This window comes from Leclercia sp. TB492, from assembly GCF_049974505.2.
In the GTDB taxonomy this organism is placed as follows: domain Bacteria; phylum Pseudomonadota; class Gammaproteobacteria; order Enterobacterales; family Enterobacteriaceae; genus Enterobacter; species Enterobacter adecarboxylatus_C.
Genome location: NZ_CM127572.1, coordinates 4,701,481 through 4,718,018, shown reverse-complemented (window position 1 = coordinate 4,718,018; position 16,538 = coordinate 4,701,481). Strand labels below are relative to the sequence as shown.

14 protein-coding genes are annotated in these 16,538 nt (G+C 54.7%); 1 reads left to right on the top strand and 13 read right to left on the bottom strand.

Features of this window, described 5'->3' with window-relative positions:
- Nucleotides 1–59 precede the first annotated feature (59 nt).
- The 7 genes from phoU to glmU form a co-directional block, all read right to left on the bottom strand.
- A complete protein-coding gene (gene phoU, locus ACP4QI_RS22385) occupies nt 60–785 on the bottom strand; it encodes a phosphate signaling complex protein PhoU (RefSeq protein WP_103177617.1) in 726 nt (241 codons plus the stop codon).
- 13 nt (nt 786–798) lie between these two features.
- Nucleotides 799–1,572 (bottom strand): phosphate ABC transporter ATP-binding protein PstB, encoded by a 774-nt coding sequence (gene pstB / locus ACP4QI_RS22380; protein WP_142487649.1) that lies wholly within the window; start codon nt 1,570–1,572, stop codon nt 799–801.
- 47 nt (nt 1,573–1,619) lie between these two features.
- On the bottom strand, nt 1,620–2,510 hold the full coding sequence (pstA, locus tag ACP4QI_RS22375; RefSeq protein ID WP_142487648.1) for a phosphate ABC transporter permease PstA: 891 nt from the start codon (nt 2,508–2,510) through the stop codon (nt 1,620–1,622).
- The gene (pstC, locus tag ACP4QI_RS22370) at nt 2,510–3,469 is read right to left on the bottom strand and encodes a phosphate ABC transporter permease PstC (RefSeq protein WP_142487647.1); all 960 of its coding nucleotides are present in this window, start codon (nt 3,467–3,469) and stop codon (nt 2,510–2,512) included. Before pstC ends, pstA begins: the two co-directional genes overlap by 1 nt.
- A gap of 128 nt (nt 3,470–3,597) precedes the next feature.
- Nucleotides 3,598–4,638 carry a phosphate ABC transporter substrate-binding protein PstS gene (pstS, locus tag ACP4QI_RS22365; protein WP_142487646.1) on the bottom strand — a complete coding sequence of 347 codons (1,041 nt, stop codon included), beginning with the start codon at nt 4,636–4,638 and terminating at the stop codon, nt 3,598–3,600.
- A 290-nt stretch (nt 4,639–4,928) separates the two neighbouring features.
- Nucleotides 4,929–6,758, bottom strand: coding sequence for a glutamine--fructose-6-phosphate transaminase (isomerizing) (gene glmS / locus ACP4QI_RS22360; protein ID WP_142487645.1), 1,830 nt, complete (start codon nt 6,756–6,758; stop codon nt 4,929–4,931).
- A gap of 277 nt (nt 6,759–7,035) precedes the next feature.
- A complete protein-coding gene (gene glmU, locus ACP4QI_RS22355; protein ID WP_426495983.1) occupies nt 7,036–8,403 on the bottom strand; it encodes a bifunctional UDP-N-acetylglucosamine diphosphorylase/glucosamine-1-phosphate N-acetyltransferase GlmU in 1,368 nt (455 codons plus the stop codon).
- Nucleotides 8,404–8,746: 343 nt separating this feature from the next.
- Between glmU and ACP4QI_RS22350 the strand changes: the two genes are divergently transcribed.
- On the top strand, nt 8,747–10,843 hold the full coding sequence (locus ACP4QI_RS22350; RefSeq protein WP_426495984.1) for a right-handed parallel beta-helix repeat-containing protein: 2,097 nt from the start codon (nt 8,747–8,749) through the stop codon (nt 10,841–10,843).
- A gap of 337 nt (nt 10,844–11,180) precedes the next feature.
- Here ACP4QI_RS22350 and ACP4QI_RS22345 read toward each other — a convergent pair whose 3' ends face one another.
- The 6 genes from ACP4QI_RS22345 to atpF are packed head-to-tail and all read right to left on the bottom strand — an operon-like array spanning nt 11,181 to nt 16,516.
- Nucleotides 11,181–11,600, bottom strand: coding sequence for a F0F1 ATP synthase subunit epsilon (locus ACP4QI_RS22345; protein WP_106995541.1), 420 nt, complete (start codon nt 11,598–11,600; stop codon nt 11,181–11,183).
- A 20-nt stretch (nt 11,601–11,620) separates the two neighbouring features.
- Entirely contained in the window at nt 11,621–13,003 is a 1,383-nt protein-coding gene (atpD, locus tag ACP4QI_RS22340) for a F0F1 ATP synthase subunit beta (RefSeq protein ID WP_039032216.1), read from the bottom strand.
- Between the two features lie 26 nt (nt 13,004–13,029).
- Complete coding sequence (atpG, locus tag ACP4QI_RS22335; protein WP_156264997.1) at nt 13,030–13,893, bottom strand: F0F1 ATP synthase subunit gamma; 864 nt, start codon at nt 13,891–13,893, stop codon at nt 13,030–13,032.
- Between the two features lie 50 nt (nt 13,894–13,943).
- Nucleotides 13,944–15,485 (bottom strand): F0F1 ATP synthase subunit alpha, encoded by a 1,542-nt coding sequence (gene atpA / locus ACP4QI_RS22330; RefSeq protein WP_142487641.1) that lies wholly within the window; start codon nt 15,483–15,485, stop codon nt 13,944–13,946.
- 12 nt (nt 15,486–15,497) lie between these two features.
- Nucleotides 15,498–16,031 carry a F0F1 ATP synthase subunit delta gene (gene atpH / locus ACP4QI_RS22325; protein WP_142487640.1) on the bottom strand — a complete coding sequence of 178 codons (534 nt, stop codon included), beginning with the start codon at nt 16,029–16,031 and terminating at the stop codon, nt 15,498–15,500.
- A gap of 14 nt (nt 16,032–16,045) precedes the next feature.
- Nucleotides 16,046–16,516 (bottom strand): F0F1 ATP synthase subunit B, encoded by a 471-nt coding sequence (gene atpF / locus ACP4QI_RS22320; RefSeq protein WP_032615498.1) that lies wholly within the window; start codon nt 16,514–16,516, stop codon nt 16,046–16,048.
- Nucleotides 16,517–16,538 lie beyond the last annotated feature (22 nt).

The following is a 16,538-nucleotide window of genomic DNA, read 5'->3' as shown; positions in this document are numbered from 1 at the left end:
TAGAGGAAATATTTTGATATTTAAATATAACGCCAGCAAAGCTGGCGTTAGGGGAGAAATTACTCTTTCGGATCTTTTCCGGCGAGCATTTTGTCCAGTTCATCCCCGCCGACGTGACGGAAATCCTGTCCTTTCACGAAGTAGAAGATATATTCGCAAATGTTCTGGCAGCGGTCACCGATACGCTCGATAGAGCGGGCGCAGAACAGGGCGGTCAGGACGCTTGGGATGGTGCGAGTATCTTCCATCATGTAGGTCATCAGCTGACGTACAATGCCTTCGTACTCCTGGTCGACCTTCTTGTCTTCACGGTAAATACGCACCGCTTCATCCAGATCCATACGCGCAAAAGCATCCAGCACGTCGTGCAGCATCTGCACGGTGTGGCGACCCAGCGACTCCAGGCTCACCAGCAGCGGCTGGTGCTGCTGGGAGAACTTCTCCAGCGCGGTGCGGCAGATTTTGTCCGCCACGTCGCCAATACGTTCCAGCTCGGCGATGGTTTTGATGATCGCCATGACCAGACGCAGGTCGCTCGCCGTCGGCTGACGCTTGGCGATGATGCGCACGCAGGCTTCGTCGATCGCCACTTCCATCATGTTGACGTGTTTGTCGCCTTCCACCACGCGCTTCGCCAGCTCGCTGTCCTGGTTGTGCATTGCGGTGATCGCGTCAGACAGCTGCTGCTCGACCATTCCACCCATGGTCATCACCTGGGTGCGGATGCTTTCCAGCTCTGCATTGAACTGGCCGGAAATGTGTTTATTAAGATTGAGGTTGTCCATGGTTAACTCCAAATCAACCGTAGCGGCCAGTAATATAATCTTCGGTTTGTTTTTTGGCGGGTTTGGTGAACAGATCGTCCGTGTTACTGAACTCAATCAACTCGCCCAGGTACATAAACGCCGTGTGGTCAGAACAACGCGCAGCCTGCTGCATGTTGTGGGTGACGATCACCACGGTGTAATCCTGTTTTAATTCGGTGATCAGCTCTTCGATACGGCCGGTAGAGATCGGATCCAGCGCTGAGCACGGCTCATCCAGCAATAACACTTCCGGGCGAATGGCGATACCACGCGCAATGCACAGACGCTGCTGCTGACCACCGGAGAGAGAGTATCCGCTCTGGTGAAGTTTATCTTTGGTTTCGTTCCATAATGCGGCCTTGGTCAAGGCCCACTGCACGCGCTCGTCCATATCGGCGCGGGAGAGCTTCTCAAACAGGCGCACGCCAAAGGCGATGTTGTCATAGATGGACATCGGGAACGGCGTCGGTTTCTGGAACACCATGCCCACTTTCGCACGCAGCAGGGCGATGTCCTGGGTATTGGTCAGAATGTTGTCGCCGTCCAGCAGGATCTCGCCTTCAGCGCGCTGCTCAGGATAGAGCGAATACATTTTGTTAAAGGTACGCAGCAGCGTGGATTTCCCGCAGCCCGACGGACCGATGAATGCCGTAACCTGGTTTTTGGCAATATCCAGGTTGATGTTTTTCAGGGCATGGAACTTGCCGTAGTAGAAGTTCAGATCACGAACCGCAAGTTTACCCGGGGCAGTATCGACCATACTCATTGACTCATTTCCTCATCCGGCGCCGCAGAGTGCCACGCCGTCAATAATTAACCGTGTTTCTTCTTCGCGAAAATAACGCGCGCCAGAATGTTCAGTAACAGTACGCACAGGGTAATAATCAGGACCCCGGCCCAGGCCAGCGACTGCCATTCGGCAAACGGGCTCATCGCAAATTTAAAGATGGTCACCGGCAGGTTGGCGATCGGCTGCATCATGTCCGTGCTCCAGAACTGGTTGGAGAGCGCGGTAAAGAGCAGCGGCGCGGTTTCACCGGCAATACGGGCCACGGCCAACAGTACGCCGGTCAGGATCCCGGAGATGGACGCCTTCAGGGTAATGGCAGAGATCATCTTCCACTTCGGCGTACCCAGCGCGTAGGCCGCTTCACGCAGGCTGTCCGGTACCAGTTTCAGCATGTTCTCGGTGGTACGGATGACGATAGGCACCTGCAGCAGCGCCAGCGCAATCACCCCGGCCCAGCCGGAGAAGTGCTCCATCTGCGCCACCACGATGGTGTAGACGAACAGACCGACCACAATCGACGGGGCAGAAAGCAGAATGTCGTTGATGAAGCGGATCACTTCCGCAATCCAGGATTTACGGCCGTACTCCGCCAGATAGATCCCCGCCATGATGCCGAGCGGTGTACCGAACACGGTCGCCCACAGGATCAGCAGGCCGCTGCCCGCCAGGGCGTTTGCCAGCCCGCCGCCAGCGGTATTGGGTGGCGGGGTCATCTCGGTGAACAGCGCCAGCGACATGCCGTCGATACCGCGCGTTACCGTGGAGAACAGGATCCAGACCAGCCAGAACAAACCGAATGCCATCGTCGCCATCGAGAGCGTCAACGCGAGGCGGTTCTTCATGCGGCGCTTCGCCTGCATTTTGCGGCGAGATTCCGCCAGCTCCACGGTGTTTTGCATTTCGAGCGTTGCCATTAGCGTGCCCCCTCATTTTTCGCCAGGCGCATGATCATCACTTTAGAGATCGCCAGAACGATGAAGGTGATAACAAACAGAATTAAGCCCAGTTCCATCAGCGCGGCAACGTGCAGGCCCGATTCCGCTTCAGCGAATTCGTTAGCCAGCGCCGAGGTGATGCTGTTGCCCGGCATATAGAGCGAGGCGCTGTCGAGCTGGTAGGTGTTACCGATGATAAAGGTCACGGCCATGGTTTCACCCAGCGCGCGGCCCAGACCCAGCATGACGCCGCCAATTACCCCATTTTTGGTGAACGGCAGAACGATACGCCAGATAACTTCCCAGGTGGTGCAGCCGATGCCGTAGGCCGACTCTTTCATCATCACCGGGGTTTGTTCGAAGACATCGCGCATCACCGCCGCGATGTAAGGAATAATCATGATGGCAAGGATGACGCCTGCGGCCAGGATCCCGATACCGAATGCCGGACCGGAGAAAAGGGCGCCCACAAACGGGATGGCGGAGAGGACGTTGCCCACCGGCTCCTGGAAGTAAGTCGCGAACAGCGGCGCAAAGATAAACAGGCCCCACATGCCGTAAACGATACTCGGGATCGCCGCCAGCAGCTCGATGGCGATACCCAGCGGACGCTTCAGCCAGTTCGGCGCCAGTTCAGTCAGGAACAGGGCGATACCAAAGCTCACCGGCACGGCAATCAGCAGGGCGATAAACGAGGTCACCAGCGTGCCGTAGATCGGCACCAGCGCACCGTAGATATCGTTCGGGGCATCCCACTCTTTGGTCCACAGGAAGGAGAAACCAAATTTCTGGATGCTCGGCCATGAGGAGAAAATCAGAGACACGATGATGCCGCCCAGCAGCAATAGCACAATCAGCGCAGCCAGTCTTACCAGCGCGCTGAAAATCATGTCACCTTTTTTACCCGGAGGGTTAAATGCAGGCTTGGTTGCAGCCATAAATTACTCTTCTGTTTGAGACGTCTTACGAATATGCCCGGTGGCGCTGACGCTTACCGGGCCTACAGGTGGCGCCGTAGGGCGGGTTAGCGCCAGCGCCACCCGCCATCTTCGTCAAAAATATCCTGTTAGTACAGCGCTTTACCGCTGCTGTCTTTCACGTTGGTTTTCCATGCAGCACGAATCTGCTCAACCACGCTGTCCGGCAGGCTGGCGTAATCCAGATCGTTCGCCTGTTTGTTGCCGTTTTTGTATGCCCAGTCGAAGAACTTCAGCACTTCAGTACCCTGCTCTGGTTTCTTCTGCTCTTTGTGAACCAGGATGAAGGTAGTGGAGGTGATTGGCCACGCGCCTTCGCCTTTCTGGTTAGTCAGGTCCTGAGCGAAAGATTTGCTCCAGTCAGCGCCTTTAGCCGCGTTAGCAAAGTTCTCTTCAGTCGGGCTTACTGGTTTACCGTCAGCAGAAACCAGCTTGGTGTACGCCAGGTTGTTCTGCTTCGCGTAAGCATATTCTACATAGCCGATTGAGCCAGGCAGACGCTGTACGAAGGCAGCGATACCGTCGTTACCTTTCCCGCCCAGACCGGTTGGCCAGTTAACGGTAGAGCCGGAACCGACTTTCGATTTCCACTCTTCGTTCACTTTCGCCAGGTAGCTGGTGAAGACGAAGGAGGTACCGGAACCGTCAGCGCGACGAACCACAGCGATGTTCTGCGAAGGCAGTTTCACACCCGGGTTCAGTTTGGTGATGGCTTCGTCATCCCATTTTTTGATTTTGCCGAGGTAGATATCACCCAGGGTTTTGCCATCCAGCACCAGCTCGCCGGACTTCAGGCCAGGGATATTCACGGCCAGCACAACACCACCGATAACGGTCGGGAACTGGAACAGGCCTTCCTGCGTCAGTTTTTCATCAGACAGCGGAGCGTCAGATGCGCCGAAATCAACGGTATTCGCGGTAATTTGTTTAACGCCACCGGAGGAGCCGATACCCTGGTAGTTGACCTTGTTACCAGTTTCTTTCTGGTAGGTATCAGCCCATTTGGCATACACCGGCGCAGGGAAGGTTGCACCAGCGCCAGTCAGGCTTGCCTCTGCGAATACAGAGAACGCGCTCATCGATAAGGTCGCGGCGACAACAGTTGCGACAGTGGTACGCATAACTTTCATAATGTCTCCTGCAAGATTTTCGTAAATCGTTGTTTAGTGGCTACGATGAGCAAAATAGGACAAAGAGGTGACAGATAAATGTACGAATTATGACAGTTTTATGACAGCGAGAATTTCGCTTTGGGAAAGTTAAAATAAAGATTAAATATCAGCAGGTTGAATATCATTATGACATTAAGATTTCAGAAAAATTTTCTTTCTGTGACACTGAAAAAGTTAGCTGAAGATGACAGTTTGTCATTAAAAAACGCGGATAAAAAAGCTCCACCCGAAGGTGGAGCCTGAAGGGATTACTCTACGGTAACGGACTTCGCCAGGTTACGCGGCTGGTCAACGTCGGTACCTTTAATCAGCGCGACGTGATACGCCAGCAGCTGCAGCGGTACGGTATAGAAGATTGGCGCAATCACCTCTTCCACATGCGGCATCTCGATGATGTGCATGTTGTCGCTGCTGACGAAACCGGCATCTTTATCGGCGAAGACAAACAGCACGCCGCCACGGGCGCGGACCTCTTCGATGTTGGATTTCAGTTTTTCCAGCAGTTCGTTGTTAGGTGCCACCACGATCACCGGCATATCCGCGTCGATCAGCGCCAGCGGGCCATGTTTCAGCTCGCCTGCGGCATAGGCTTCCGCGTGGATGTAGGAGATCTCTTTGAGCTTCAGGGCACCTTCCAGCGCGATCGGGTACTGATCGCCACGACCGAGGAACAGGGCGTGATGCTTGTCGGAGAAGGCTTCCGCCAGCGCTTCAATGCGTTTGTCCTGAGAGAGCATCTGCTCAATACGGCTCGGCAGCGCCTGCAGGCCGTGTACGATGTCATGCTCAACAGAGGCATCCTGGCCTTTCAGACGAGCCAGTTTCGCCACCAGCATCAGCAGGACCGTCAGCTGGGTGGTGAACGCTTTGGTGGAGGCCACGCCGATTTCGGTGCCGGCTTTGGTCATCAGCGCCAGATCGGATTCACGTACCAGAGATGAGCCCGGCACGTTACAGATCGCCAGCGAACCGAGGTAACCCAGCTCTTTTGACAGACGCAGCGCCGCCAGGGTGTCGGCGGTTTCGCCGGACTGCGACAGGGTGATCATCAGGCTGTTACGGCGTACGGCCGATTTGCGATAGCGGAATTCAGAGGCGATTTCCACGTCGCACGGCACACCGGCCAGGGCTTCAAACCAGTAGCGGGAGACCATACCGGAATTGTAGGAGGTACCGCAGGCCACGATCTGAATATGCTCGACGTTAGCCAGCATCTCGTTGGCGTTAGCCCCCAGCTCATTCAAATCCACTTCGCCGTGGCTGATGCGCCCGGTCAGGGTGTTTTTGATGGCGTTTGGCTGCTCGTAGATCTCTTTCTGCATGTAGTGACGGTAAGCGCCTTTATCGCCGGCGTCATACTGTAGATTAGATTCGATATCCTGACGCTTCACCGGCTCGCCAGTTTTATCAAAGATTTTCACATCGCGACGGGTCACTTCCGCAATATCGCCCTCTTCCATGAAGATAAAGCGACGGGTGACCGGCAGCAGCGCCAGCTGATCGGAGGCGATGAAGTTTTCGCCCATCCCCAGGCCAATTACCATAGGGCTGCCCGAGCGAGCGGCCAGCAGGGTGGACGGGTCACGGCTGTCCAGGATCACGGTGCCGTAGGCACCGCGCAGCTGGGGGATCGCACGCAGTACGGCTTCACGCAGCGTACCGCCCTGCTCCAGCTCCCAGTGAACCAGGTGAGCAATCACTTCGGTGTCGGTTTCAGACACGAAGGTATAACCGCGCTCAGTGAGTACTTCACGCAGCGGCTCGTGGTTTTCGATGATGCCGTTATGCACCACCACAATGTGTTCAGAGACATGCGGGTGCGCGTTGCCTTCAGAAGGTTCACCGTGGGTCGCCCAACGGGTATGGGCAATGCCTGTGCCACCGTGCAGCGGAGTTTCTTCCGCAGCCTGGGCCAGCATGTTTACTTTACCGAGGCGGCGCAGACGGGTCATGTGCCCTTCTGCATCGACCACTGCCAGACCGGCAGAGTCATAACCACGGTATTCCAGACGACGTAACCCTTCGAGAAGGATTTCAGCAATATCACGCTGCGCGACTGCGCCAACAATTCCACACATAGTTTTAGATTCCGAATAGAGGCTTTCGCCTGCGTTGTCGCTGACCTGTATTTACCCTTCGTCTTTCACGCCGTGACTGCGTTGGCTTCACGTCTTCGCCAAGGTCACTTACTTAAGTAAGCTCCCATGGACTCATACGCTTGCCGCCTTGCCACAACGCGAAATCCGTTGGGTATGCCCTTTTCGGGCGCCCCGAGCCTTGTAGAGAGTGGGGTTATTTTTATGGGTACTGCTTATAGGCGGGGGATTATGTTATCCCCTCATCCCGAAAATGCTTTTACTTCTTCACCGGGCGTTTCCAGCCCTGCTTCTGCACCTGCGGCACGCGACTGATGACCAGCTCGTTTTCCGCCACATCGCGCGTAACGGTAGTGCCTGCGGCAATGGTTACGCCTTTGCCGATAGTCACTGGCGCCACCAGCTGCGAATCGGATCCGACAAACACGTCGTCGCCAATGATGGTTTTAAACTTGTTCGCGCCGTCGTAGTTACAGGTGATGGTCCCGGCGCCGATATTCACGTTGTCGCCAATCTCAGCATCGCCCAGATAGGTCAGATGCCCTGCTTTAGAGCCCTTACCCAGACGCGCTTTTTTCATTTCGACGAAGTTGCCGACGTGAGCGCCTTCAAGCAGTTCAGCGCCTGGACGCAGGCGGGCGAACGGCCCGATGGTACAGGCAGCGTCCAGATGGGCATCTTCCACTACGCTGTAAGGGCTGATTTCGCAGTCGTCACCAATCACGCTGTTTTTGATCACGCAACCGGTGCCAATTTTGACGCGGTTACCCAGCGTTACGTTGCCTTCCAGAATAACGTTAGTATCGATTTCGACGTCGCGCCCGTGATTGAGCACCCCACGCAGATCGAAACGCGCCGGATCGCGCAGCATTACGCCCGCCAGCAGCAGCTTTTCTGCCTGCTCGGACTGATAAATACGCTCAAGGCGGGAAAGCTGAAGGCGGTTATTCACACCGTCCGTTTCGCTGATGCGCGCCGGATGAACGGCAGCAATCTCACGGCCTTCCTGATACGCCATCGCAATGATATCGGTGATGTAGAATTCACCCTGCGCGTTGTTGTTATTCAGCTGCGACAACCAGCGTTTCATGTCCGCGCCGTTGGCGATCAGAATACCGGTGTTAATTTCCTGGATTTCACGCTGCGCATCGGTCGCATCTTTGTGCTCAACAATGCCCGTCACCTTGCCGTTTTCACGGGTGATACGGCCATAACCGGACGGATCGTCCAGCTTAACGGTCAGCAGACCAATGCCGCCCTGCGGCTTCGCGGCACGCAGGCGAGCCAGCGTCTCCACGGAGATCAGCGGCACGTCACCGTAAAGCATCAGGATATCTTCGTCGTCGGAGAAGAACGGGGCCGCCTGCTGCATGGCGTGACCGGTGCCCAGCTGTTCTGCCTGCAGCACCCAGTTGAGCTTGTCATCACGCAGCGTCTGCTTCAGCAGATCGCCACCGTGGCCGTAGACCAGGTGTACCTGGCTCGCGCCCATTTCATTCGCAGCATCAATGACATGCTGCACCATCGCTTTCCCTGCCAGGGTGTGCAGCACTTTTGGAAGATCGGAATACATGCGGGTGCCTTTGCCTGCGGCAAGAATGACCACGCTCATTGCATTATTCAACATACACGTCCTGACTGTAATTTGAGTGAAAAGTAAAACCCTTTGGCGTTGAAAATTCTACATATTTTGCGCCATAAAATGGAGTGGCGCTAAAACGCGCAACTTCGCCTGTTGAGGGCTGTTTAAAGGTTCTTTTTACAGCAGAGTAAAGGACTTTGCCTATGGAATATAGCGTCCTTTAAAGAAGTCTCCAGCCCTCACAGCATGTTAGCTATTTTTTCGCTTCATGAATAAAGCCTTCCATAACCAAAACGCTGTTTTAATTATCGAAATGTGTGACCTGCAAAAAAGAAACGCCGTTTTATTCTGATGATAATAGCGCTCAATTATTACTCAGGAGAATAAGATGAAATCTAGAATACCTCTGGCCCTGATGATGTATAGCGCATTTTCCGCAACAGCCGCCGAACAGCCTCATGTCTGGAAAGCCATTGCATTTGGGCAATCAACGGATGTGAATTTTTCATCCAACGTGCTGCCCGAAAAAATCGGCACCAACGATGTAACAATCGACGGAAAAAAGCTCACGCCGCAGGATAGCGTGGATCTGACAAAAGCGATCACGGTAGAGAGCCGTGGCGGCAAAATTGCCAACTCCCACGACGGGTTAACCTTTTTCTATACCGAACTGCCGGCGAGCGAGAATTTCGTCCTGCAGGCCAACATCCGGGTGGATCAGTTTGGACCGGAAAATGGCGCGAAACCCGCCGCGCAGGAGGGCGCCGGGCTGCTGGTGCGGGATATCCTCGGCAACCCGCGTCAGCAACCGTTAAAAACCGGCTATGAAGAGTTCCCCGCGGCGTCGAATCAGGTGATGAATGCCATCATGACCCAGGATAAAAAAGATCATCAGCGGGTAAAAATGCAGGCCATCACGCGGGAGGGGATAACCCGGCCGTGGGGCAATGCCGGGGCAGCCATTAAAAAACAGAGTTACAAGGAAGAGGTGGACCTGAGCCAGACGCCAGAGTTTCGCCTCAAACTGCAGCGCACGGACGACGGGTTTATTACTGCCTGGGCCCCGTTGGACAGCGACAGCTGGATCAGTAAGAGCGTGCCGCGCGCGGATTTGATTTCGGTGCAAAACCAGGATCGCTATTACGTCGGCTTCTTCGCATCGCGTAATGCCAAAATCACGGTGACTAATGCCTCGCTGACGACCACCAGCGCCCATACCGTCTCTTCGACGCCGTGGCATCCGGAGCCGCTGCCGGTCGTGGTGCAGCTGGCTTCCGGAAACAGCAGCGCTACCGGGGATTATCTTCTGCAGGCGCGCGCCAATGAAGATGGAGTATTCAGCGTCCGGCAAAACGAAGTGGTGATCGGTAATGAGAAAACGGTAAAAGCGGGAGAGATGTACACCCTGCCCGCCCGTCTTGAGCAGACCAGCAGCACCTTTACGGTGGCCTTTACCCCGTCTCAGGGTGAGCCGGTGAGCCAGCAAATCACAGTGGAACGCGTCGCGGACAGGGATACGGCTCTTCTTTATGCCGCACCAGACGGCAAAGCGGACGCAAAAGGCACAGCCGATGCGCCGCTGGATCTCGCCACTGCCATCGCGCTGCTGGCCCCCGGCGGTAAGCTGGTGCTGAAAAGCGGCGATTATCCTCGCAGCGAGATCCCACTCTCGGCCAGCGGCAGTCGCGACAAGCTCAAAACGCTGCAGGCTGAGGGCAAAGTGGTGATCCGCGGCCTGCTGCTGGACGCCAGCTACTGGCATATCCAGGGTATCGACGTCACGGAGAAAAGCTTGCGCATCCAGGGGAGCCATAACCTGATCGAGCGCGTCACGGCGTACCGCAATGACGACACCGGGATCCAGATCTCCTCCCCGGAGAAGATTGGCCGGCCGTTATGGGCGAGCTATAACCGGGTAGTGGATTCCGAATCCTATGCCAATGAGGATCCCGGCAAGATTAATGCCGATGGTTTCGCGGTGAAGATGCGGGTAGGCGATGGCAACCGGCTGGAGAAATGCTATGCCCACGACAATATCGATGACGGTTTCGACCTGTTCAACAAGATTGAAGATGGCGCCAACGGCGTGGTGGTGATCGAGAACTCGGTTGCCAGCAACAATACCAGTAACGGCTTCAAGCTCGGCGGGGAAGGGCAGCCTGTTGCGCATCAGATCCGCAACAGTAAAGCCACCGGCAATCATCTGGACGGTTTCACCGATAACTTTAACCCGGGCAAGCTGGTGGTGGAAAACAACCTGGCGGTGGATAACCAGCGATTTAACTACATCTTCCGCCCGAGCCCGTACGGAGACGTCACAACGCAAGGGACGTTTACCGGCAACCTGTCGATCCGGAATCAGCCTGGTGAATATGATGATGCGGTCGTGGGGACCATTGATAACACGAATTACTTTATCGTGAAGGGGAAAAGCGTGAATACAGACGGGAAGAAGTTAGACAAAACGCAGGTGCAGACCCAATAACCAGAGCGGCGCTTCGCTTATCACACTACGGTAAGCGTGGCGCCACCCGGCACATCAGCACTTAGTGGTTGAACGTACCGAAAGAAACGTTCATGTTGCTGAAGAGGGCGATGATTTTGTTAATGATTTTCATGATGGCATCCTGATATTTTTGGAGTTCAGTTATGTGACCTTCATCACAAAACGAAGTCTACTCCGGACCATTTCGCCGATCAATCTTTTTGTGAGCTAAATCACAAAATAATAAAACATCGTTTTAGTTTCATATTTACTGAAACAGAGCCATAAAAAAAGCCAGTCTGGAAACCAGACTGGCTTTCGTACTTTCAAGCCGGTGTTACATCGCTTTTTTGGTCAACTCGATAACGCGCAGTTTCGCGATCGCTTTGGCCAGCTCTGCAGACGCCTGAGCGTAATCCACGTCGCCATGAGAGCTCTTAATGTGCTCTTCTGCTTTACGCTTCGCTTCCAGAGCTCGTGCTTCGTCGAGATCCTGGCCACGAATTGCGGTATCAGCCAGTACGGTCACGCTGCCAGGTTGCACTTCAATCATGCCACCAGACAGATAGATAAACTCTTCATGACCGAACTGTTTAACGATGCGGATCATACCAGGCTTAATGGCGGTGAGCAGCGGGGCGTGTCCCGGGAAGATACCCAGTTCACCTTCGCTACCCGTTACCTGGATTTTCTCGACCAGACCAGAGAACATTTGTTGCTCTGCGCTGACGACGTCCAGGTGGTAAGTCATTGCCATATCACCCTCCGATTAAGGCGTTAAAGTTTTTTGGCTTTTTCCACGGCTTCGTCGATGGAACCCACCATATAGAACGCCTGCTCCGGCAGGTGATCGTATTCGCCTTCCATGATGCCTTTAAAGCCACGGATGGTGTCTTTCAGCGCAACGTATTTGCCCGGGGAACCGGTAAATACTTCTGCTACGAAGAACGGCTGGGACAGGAAGCGCTGGATCTTACGTGCGCGTGCTACCACCAGTTTGTCTTCTTCAGACAGTTCATCCATACCCAGGATGGCGATGATGTCTTTCAGTTCCTGGTAACGCTGCAGCAGGGACTGTACGCCACGCGCGGTGTCGTAGTGTTCCTGACCAACAACCAGTGGATCCAGCTGACGGCTGGTGGAGTCCAGCGGGTCAACTGCCGGGTAGATACCCAGAGACGCGATCTGACGGCTCAGTACCACGGTTGCATCTAAGTGCGCAAAGGTGGTGGCTGGAGATGGGTCAGTCAAGTCATCCGCAGGTACGTATACCGCCTGAACGGAGGTGATAGAACCGGTTTTGGTAGAGGTGATACGTTCCTGCAGAACACCCATCTCTTCCGCCAGGGTCGGCTGGTAGCCTACCGCTGATGGCATACGACCCAGCAGTGCGGATACTTCCGTACCGGCCAGGGTGTAACGGTAGATGTTGTCAACGAACAGCAGTACGTCACGACCTTCGTCACGGAACTTCTCAGCCATGGTCAGGCCGGTCAGCGCAACGCGCAGACGGTTTCCTGGTGGCTCGTTCATCTGGCCGTAAACCAGGGATACTTTGTCCAGAACGTTGGAGTCGGTCATTTCGTGGTAGAAGTCGTTACCCTCACGAGTACGCTCACCCACGCCTGCAAACACGGAGTAACCGGAGTGCTCGATCGCGATGTTACGGATCAGCTCCATCATGTTTACGGTTTTACCCACACCCGCACCGCCGAACAGACCGACTTTACCGCCCTTCGCGAACGGACACATCAGGTCGATAACTTTGATGCCGGTTTCCAGCAGTTCCTGAGAGCTGGACAGCTCTTCATAGGAAGGTGCTGCGCGGTGGATAGCCCAACGCTCTTCTTCACCGATGTCGCCTTTCATGTCGATCGGCTGACCCAGGACGTTCATGATACGGCCCAGGGTTGCTTTACCTACTGGTACTTCGATTGGGTGTTCGAGGTCTTTAACTTCCAGACCACGACGCAGACCGTCGGAAGAACCCATGGCGATGGTACGCACGATACCGCCGCCGAGCTGCTGCTGAACTTCCAGCACCAGGCTCTCATTACCATTCTGAACCTCAAGAGCATCGTACACGCGCGGTACGGCATCCTGAGGGAACTCGACGTCAACCACGGCGCCGATTACCTGGACAATTTTTCCAGTAGCCATCTTGAATCCTCTACGAATTAACCTGGTTATACCGCGGATGCACCACCGACGATCTCGGTGAGTTCCTGAGTAATGCTGGCCTGACGAGCTTTGTTGTATACCAACTGCAGCTCTTTAATCAGGCTGCCGCCATTGTCGGTCGCGGCTTTCATCGCCACCATACGTGCGGCCTGCTCGCTGGCCAGGTTTTCTACCACGCCCTGATAAACCTGAGATTCAACATAACGACGCAGCAGGGTATCCAGCAGCGGTTTTGGATCCGGTTCATACAGGTAATCCCAGGCTTTATGCTTCAACTCTGGCTCGTCTGATGCCGGTAACGGCAGCAGCTGAGTGAGGGTCGGAGCCTGTGACATGGTGTTAATAAATTTGTTGCTGACAACGTACAGCCTGTCCAGACGGCCTTCATCATAGGCCTGCAACATCACTTTTACCGGGCCGATCAGTTCGGACAGGGACGGGTTATCACCCATACCGGTCACCTGGGCGACAATATTGCCACCTACGGAATTGAAGAAAGAGACGCCCTTGGAGCCGATCATCGCGATATCGCTCTGAACGCCTTTATCGGACCATGCTTTCATATCCGCCAGCAGCTTTTTGAACAGGTTAATGTTCAAGCCACCACACAAACCACGGTCGGTCGACACCACCAGGTAGCCCACGCGCTTAACGTCGCGTTCTTCCAGGTAAGGGTGCTTATATTCCAGATTACCGCTCGCAAGGTGACCAATCACTTTGCGCATGGTATCTGCATAAGGACGGCTGGCCGCCATACGTTCCTGCGATTTACGCATTTTGGAAGCGGCGACCATCTCCATCGCTTTAGTGATCTTTTGCGTGTTCTGGACGCTTGCGATCTTACTACGTATCTCTTTTGCGCCGGCCATGAGCTTCTCCTCAATGCCTTGCGGCCTGCCCTAAGACAGACCGCCAGACGTTACCAGGACTGGGTTGCTTTGAAGGAATCGAGCAGGCTCTTCAGCTTGCCTTCGATTTCGTCGTTATAGCCACCGGACTGGTTGATCTCTTGCATCAGTGGAGCATGGTCACGGTCAGCGAAAGCCAGCAGAGCGGCTTCGAAGCTACCGATTTTCGCCAGTTCTACATCTCCCAGATAACCACGTTCTGCTGCGAACAGTACCAGGCCCTGCTGTGCGACTGACATAGGGGCATACTGTTTCTGTTTCAGCAGTTCGGTCACTTTCTGACCGTGGTCCAGCTGTTTACGGGTTGCATCGTCAAGGTCAGATGCAAACTGGGAGAACGCTGCCAGTTCACGATACTGTGCCAGCGCGGTACGAATACCACCGGACAGTTTCTTGATGATCTTGGTCTGCGCTGCACCACCCACACGGGATACGGAGATACCCGGGTTAACCGCCGGACGAATACCGGAGTTAAACAGGTTGGTTTCCAGGAAGATCTGACCATCGGTAATGGAGATTACGTTGGTCGGAACGAACGCAGAAACGTCACCCGCCTGGGTTTCGATGATTGGCAGCGCGGTCAGAGAACCGGTCTGGCCTTTCACTGCACCTTTGGTGAAGTTCTCAACGTATTCCGCGTTAACGCGGGATGCACGCTCCAGCAGACGGGAGTGCAGATAGAATACGTCGCCCGGGAATGCTTCACGTCCTGGTGGACGACGGAGCAGCAGGGAAACCTGACGGTATGCAACGGCCTGTTTGGACAGGTCATCATAAACGATCAGTGCATCTTCACCGCGGTCACGGAAGTATTCGCCCATTGCGCAACCGGCATACGGTGCCAGGTATTGCAGTGCAGCAGATTCAGAAGCGGTAGCAACAACAACGATGGTGTTAGCCAGCGCGCCGTGCTCTTCCAGTTTACGAACCACGTTAGAAATGGTGGACGCTTTCTGGCCGATAGCCACGTACACACATTTGATGCCGGAGTCGCGCTGGTTGATGATCGCATCGATTGCCATCGCGGTTTTACCGGTCTGACGGTCACCGATGATCAGCTCACGCTGGCCACGGCCGATTGGGATCATGGCGTCAACGGACTTATAACCGGTCTGCACCGGCTGGTCGACGGATTGACGGTCGATTACGCCCGGTGCGATAACTTCGATTGGCGAGAAGCCATCGTTATCAACCGGACCTTTACCGTCGATTGGCGCACCCAGGGTGTTCACCACGCGACCCAGCAGGCCGCGGCCAACTGGAACTTCAAGAATACGGCCAGTACACTTGACCTTCATGCCTTCGGCGAGGTCAGCGTAAGGACCCATCACAACTGCACCTACGGAGTCGCGCTCCAGGTTCAGTGCGATAGCGTAACGGTTACCCGGCAGGGAGATCATTTCACCCTGCATACAATCGGCCAGGCCGTGGATGCGGATAACACCGTCGCTTACAGAAACAATAGTACCTTCGTTGTGAGCTTCACTCACAACACTGAACTGAGCAATGCGCTGCTTGATCAGTTCGCTGATTTCGGTGGAATTCAGTTGCATGCTCCAGTCCCCTTAAGACTGCAAGACGTCTGCAAGGCGCTCAAGACGGCCGCGTACGCTGCCATCAATGACCATATCACCCGCACGGATGATTACGCCCGCCATTACAGACTTATCGATATTGCAATTCAGCTTCACTTTGCGTGACAGACGTTTTTCCATCGCGGCGGTGATTTTCGCAAGCTGTTCGTTACTCAGCTCAGTCGCAGAAGTTACGTGAACTTCAACGGTGGCTTCACTGAGGGCACGCAGGTGCTCGAACTGCTCAAGAACATCCGGGAGCGCTTTCAGACGACCATTTTCTGCCATTACCCGAATCAGGTTCTGACCGTTGGTGTCCAGCTGCTCACCGCAAATGGCGATGAACGAAGTGGCGAGGGTTTCCGGTGCCAGTGCACCCGAAAGCATCTCAGCCATGTGTTCGTTTTTCGTTACCTCAGCGGCAAACGCCAGCATGTTCTGCCAGCGATCGACATTTTGGTGTTCGATAGCAAAGTCAAAAGCTGCTTTGGCGTAGGGGCGAGCTACCGTAACAAATTCAGACATCAGCCCCTCCCTCCTTACAGTTCAGCGACAAGTTTGTCCACGATGTCGCTGTTAGCAGCTTCATCCACGGAACGTTCGATGATCTTCTCGGCGCCAGCAACAGCCAGAATCGCGACCTGCTTACGCAGCTCTTCGCGAGCACGTTTACGCTCGGCATCAATTTCTGCCTGCGCTTGCGTCACGATTTTAGTACGTTCCTGTTCTGCTTCAGCTTTCGCTTCGTCCAGGATCTGAGAACGACGTTTGTTCGCCTGCTCGATGATTACCTGGGCTTCCGCTTTCGCTTTTTTCAGCTGGTCGGTCGCGTTGGCCTGTGCAAGGTCCAAATCTTTCTTAGCGCGTTCTGCAGAAGCCAGGCCGTCAGAGATTTCTTTCTGACGTTTTTCGATGGCTGCCATTAATGGCGGCCATACATACTTCATGCAGAACCAGACAAAGATAACAAACGCGATGGCCTGGCCGAGGATTGTTGCGTTCATGTTCACAGCACAATACCTCTTTAAATTT

What these genes read in the sequence shown, in the direction of transcription:
- atpH (WP_142487640.1), bottom strand. Translation starts at nt 16,031, where the DNA reads ATGTCTGAATTTGTTACGGTAGCTCGCCCCTACGCCAAAGCAGCTTTT.
- glmU (WP_426495983.1), bottom strand. Translation starts at nt 8,403, where the DNA reads ATGTTGAATAATGCAATGAGCGTGGTCATTCTTGCCGCAGGCAAAGGC.
- atpG (WP_156264997.1), bottom strand. Translation starts at nt 13,893, where the DNA reads ATGGCCGGCGCAAAAGAGATACGTAGTAAGATCGCAAGCGTCCAGAAC.
- glmS (WP_142487645.1), bottom strand. Translation starts at nt 6,758, where the DNA reads ATGTGTGGAATTGTTGGCGCAGTCGCGCAGCGTGATATTGCTGAAATC.
- phoU (WP_103177617.1), bottom strand. Translation starts at nt 785, where the DNA reads ATGGACAACCTCAATCTTAATAAACACATTTCCGGCCAGTTCAATGCA.
- ACP4QI_RS22345 (WP_106995541.1), bottom strand. Translation starts at nt 11,600, where the DNA reads ATGGCAATGACTTACCACCTGGACGTCGTCAGCGCAGAGCAACAAATG.
- atpA (WP_142487641.1), bottom strand. Translation starts at nt 15,485, where the DNA reads ATGCAACTGAATTCCACCGAAATCAGCGAACTGATCAAGCAGCGCATT.
- pstC (WP_142487647.1), bottom strand. Translation starts at nt 3,469, where the DNA reads ATGGCTGCAACCAAGCCTGCATTTAACCCTCCGGGTAAAAAAGGTGAC.
- atpD (WP_039032216.1), bottom strand. Translation starts at nt 13,003, where the DNA reads ATGGCTACTGGAAAAATTGTCCAGGTAATCGGCGCCGTGGTTGACGTC.
- pstB (WP_142487649.1), bottom strand. Translation starts at nt 1,572, where the DNA reads ATGAGTATGGTCGATACTGCCCCGGGTAAACTTGCGGTTCGTGATCTG.
- ACP4QI_RS22350 (WP_426495984.1), top strand. Translation starts at nt 8,747, where the DNA reads ATGAAATCTAGAATACCTCTGGCCCTGATGATGTATAGCGCATTTTCC.
- pstS (WP_142487646.1), bottom strand. Translation starts at nt 4,638, where the DNA reads ATGAAAGTTATGCGTACCACTGTCGCAACTGTTGTCGCCGCGACCTTA.
- pstA (WP_142487648.1), bottom strand. Translation starts at nt 2,510, where the DNA reads ATGGCAACGCTCGAAATGCAAAACACCGTGGAGCTGGCGGAATCTCGC.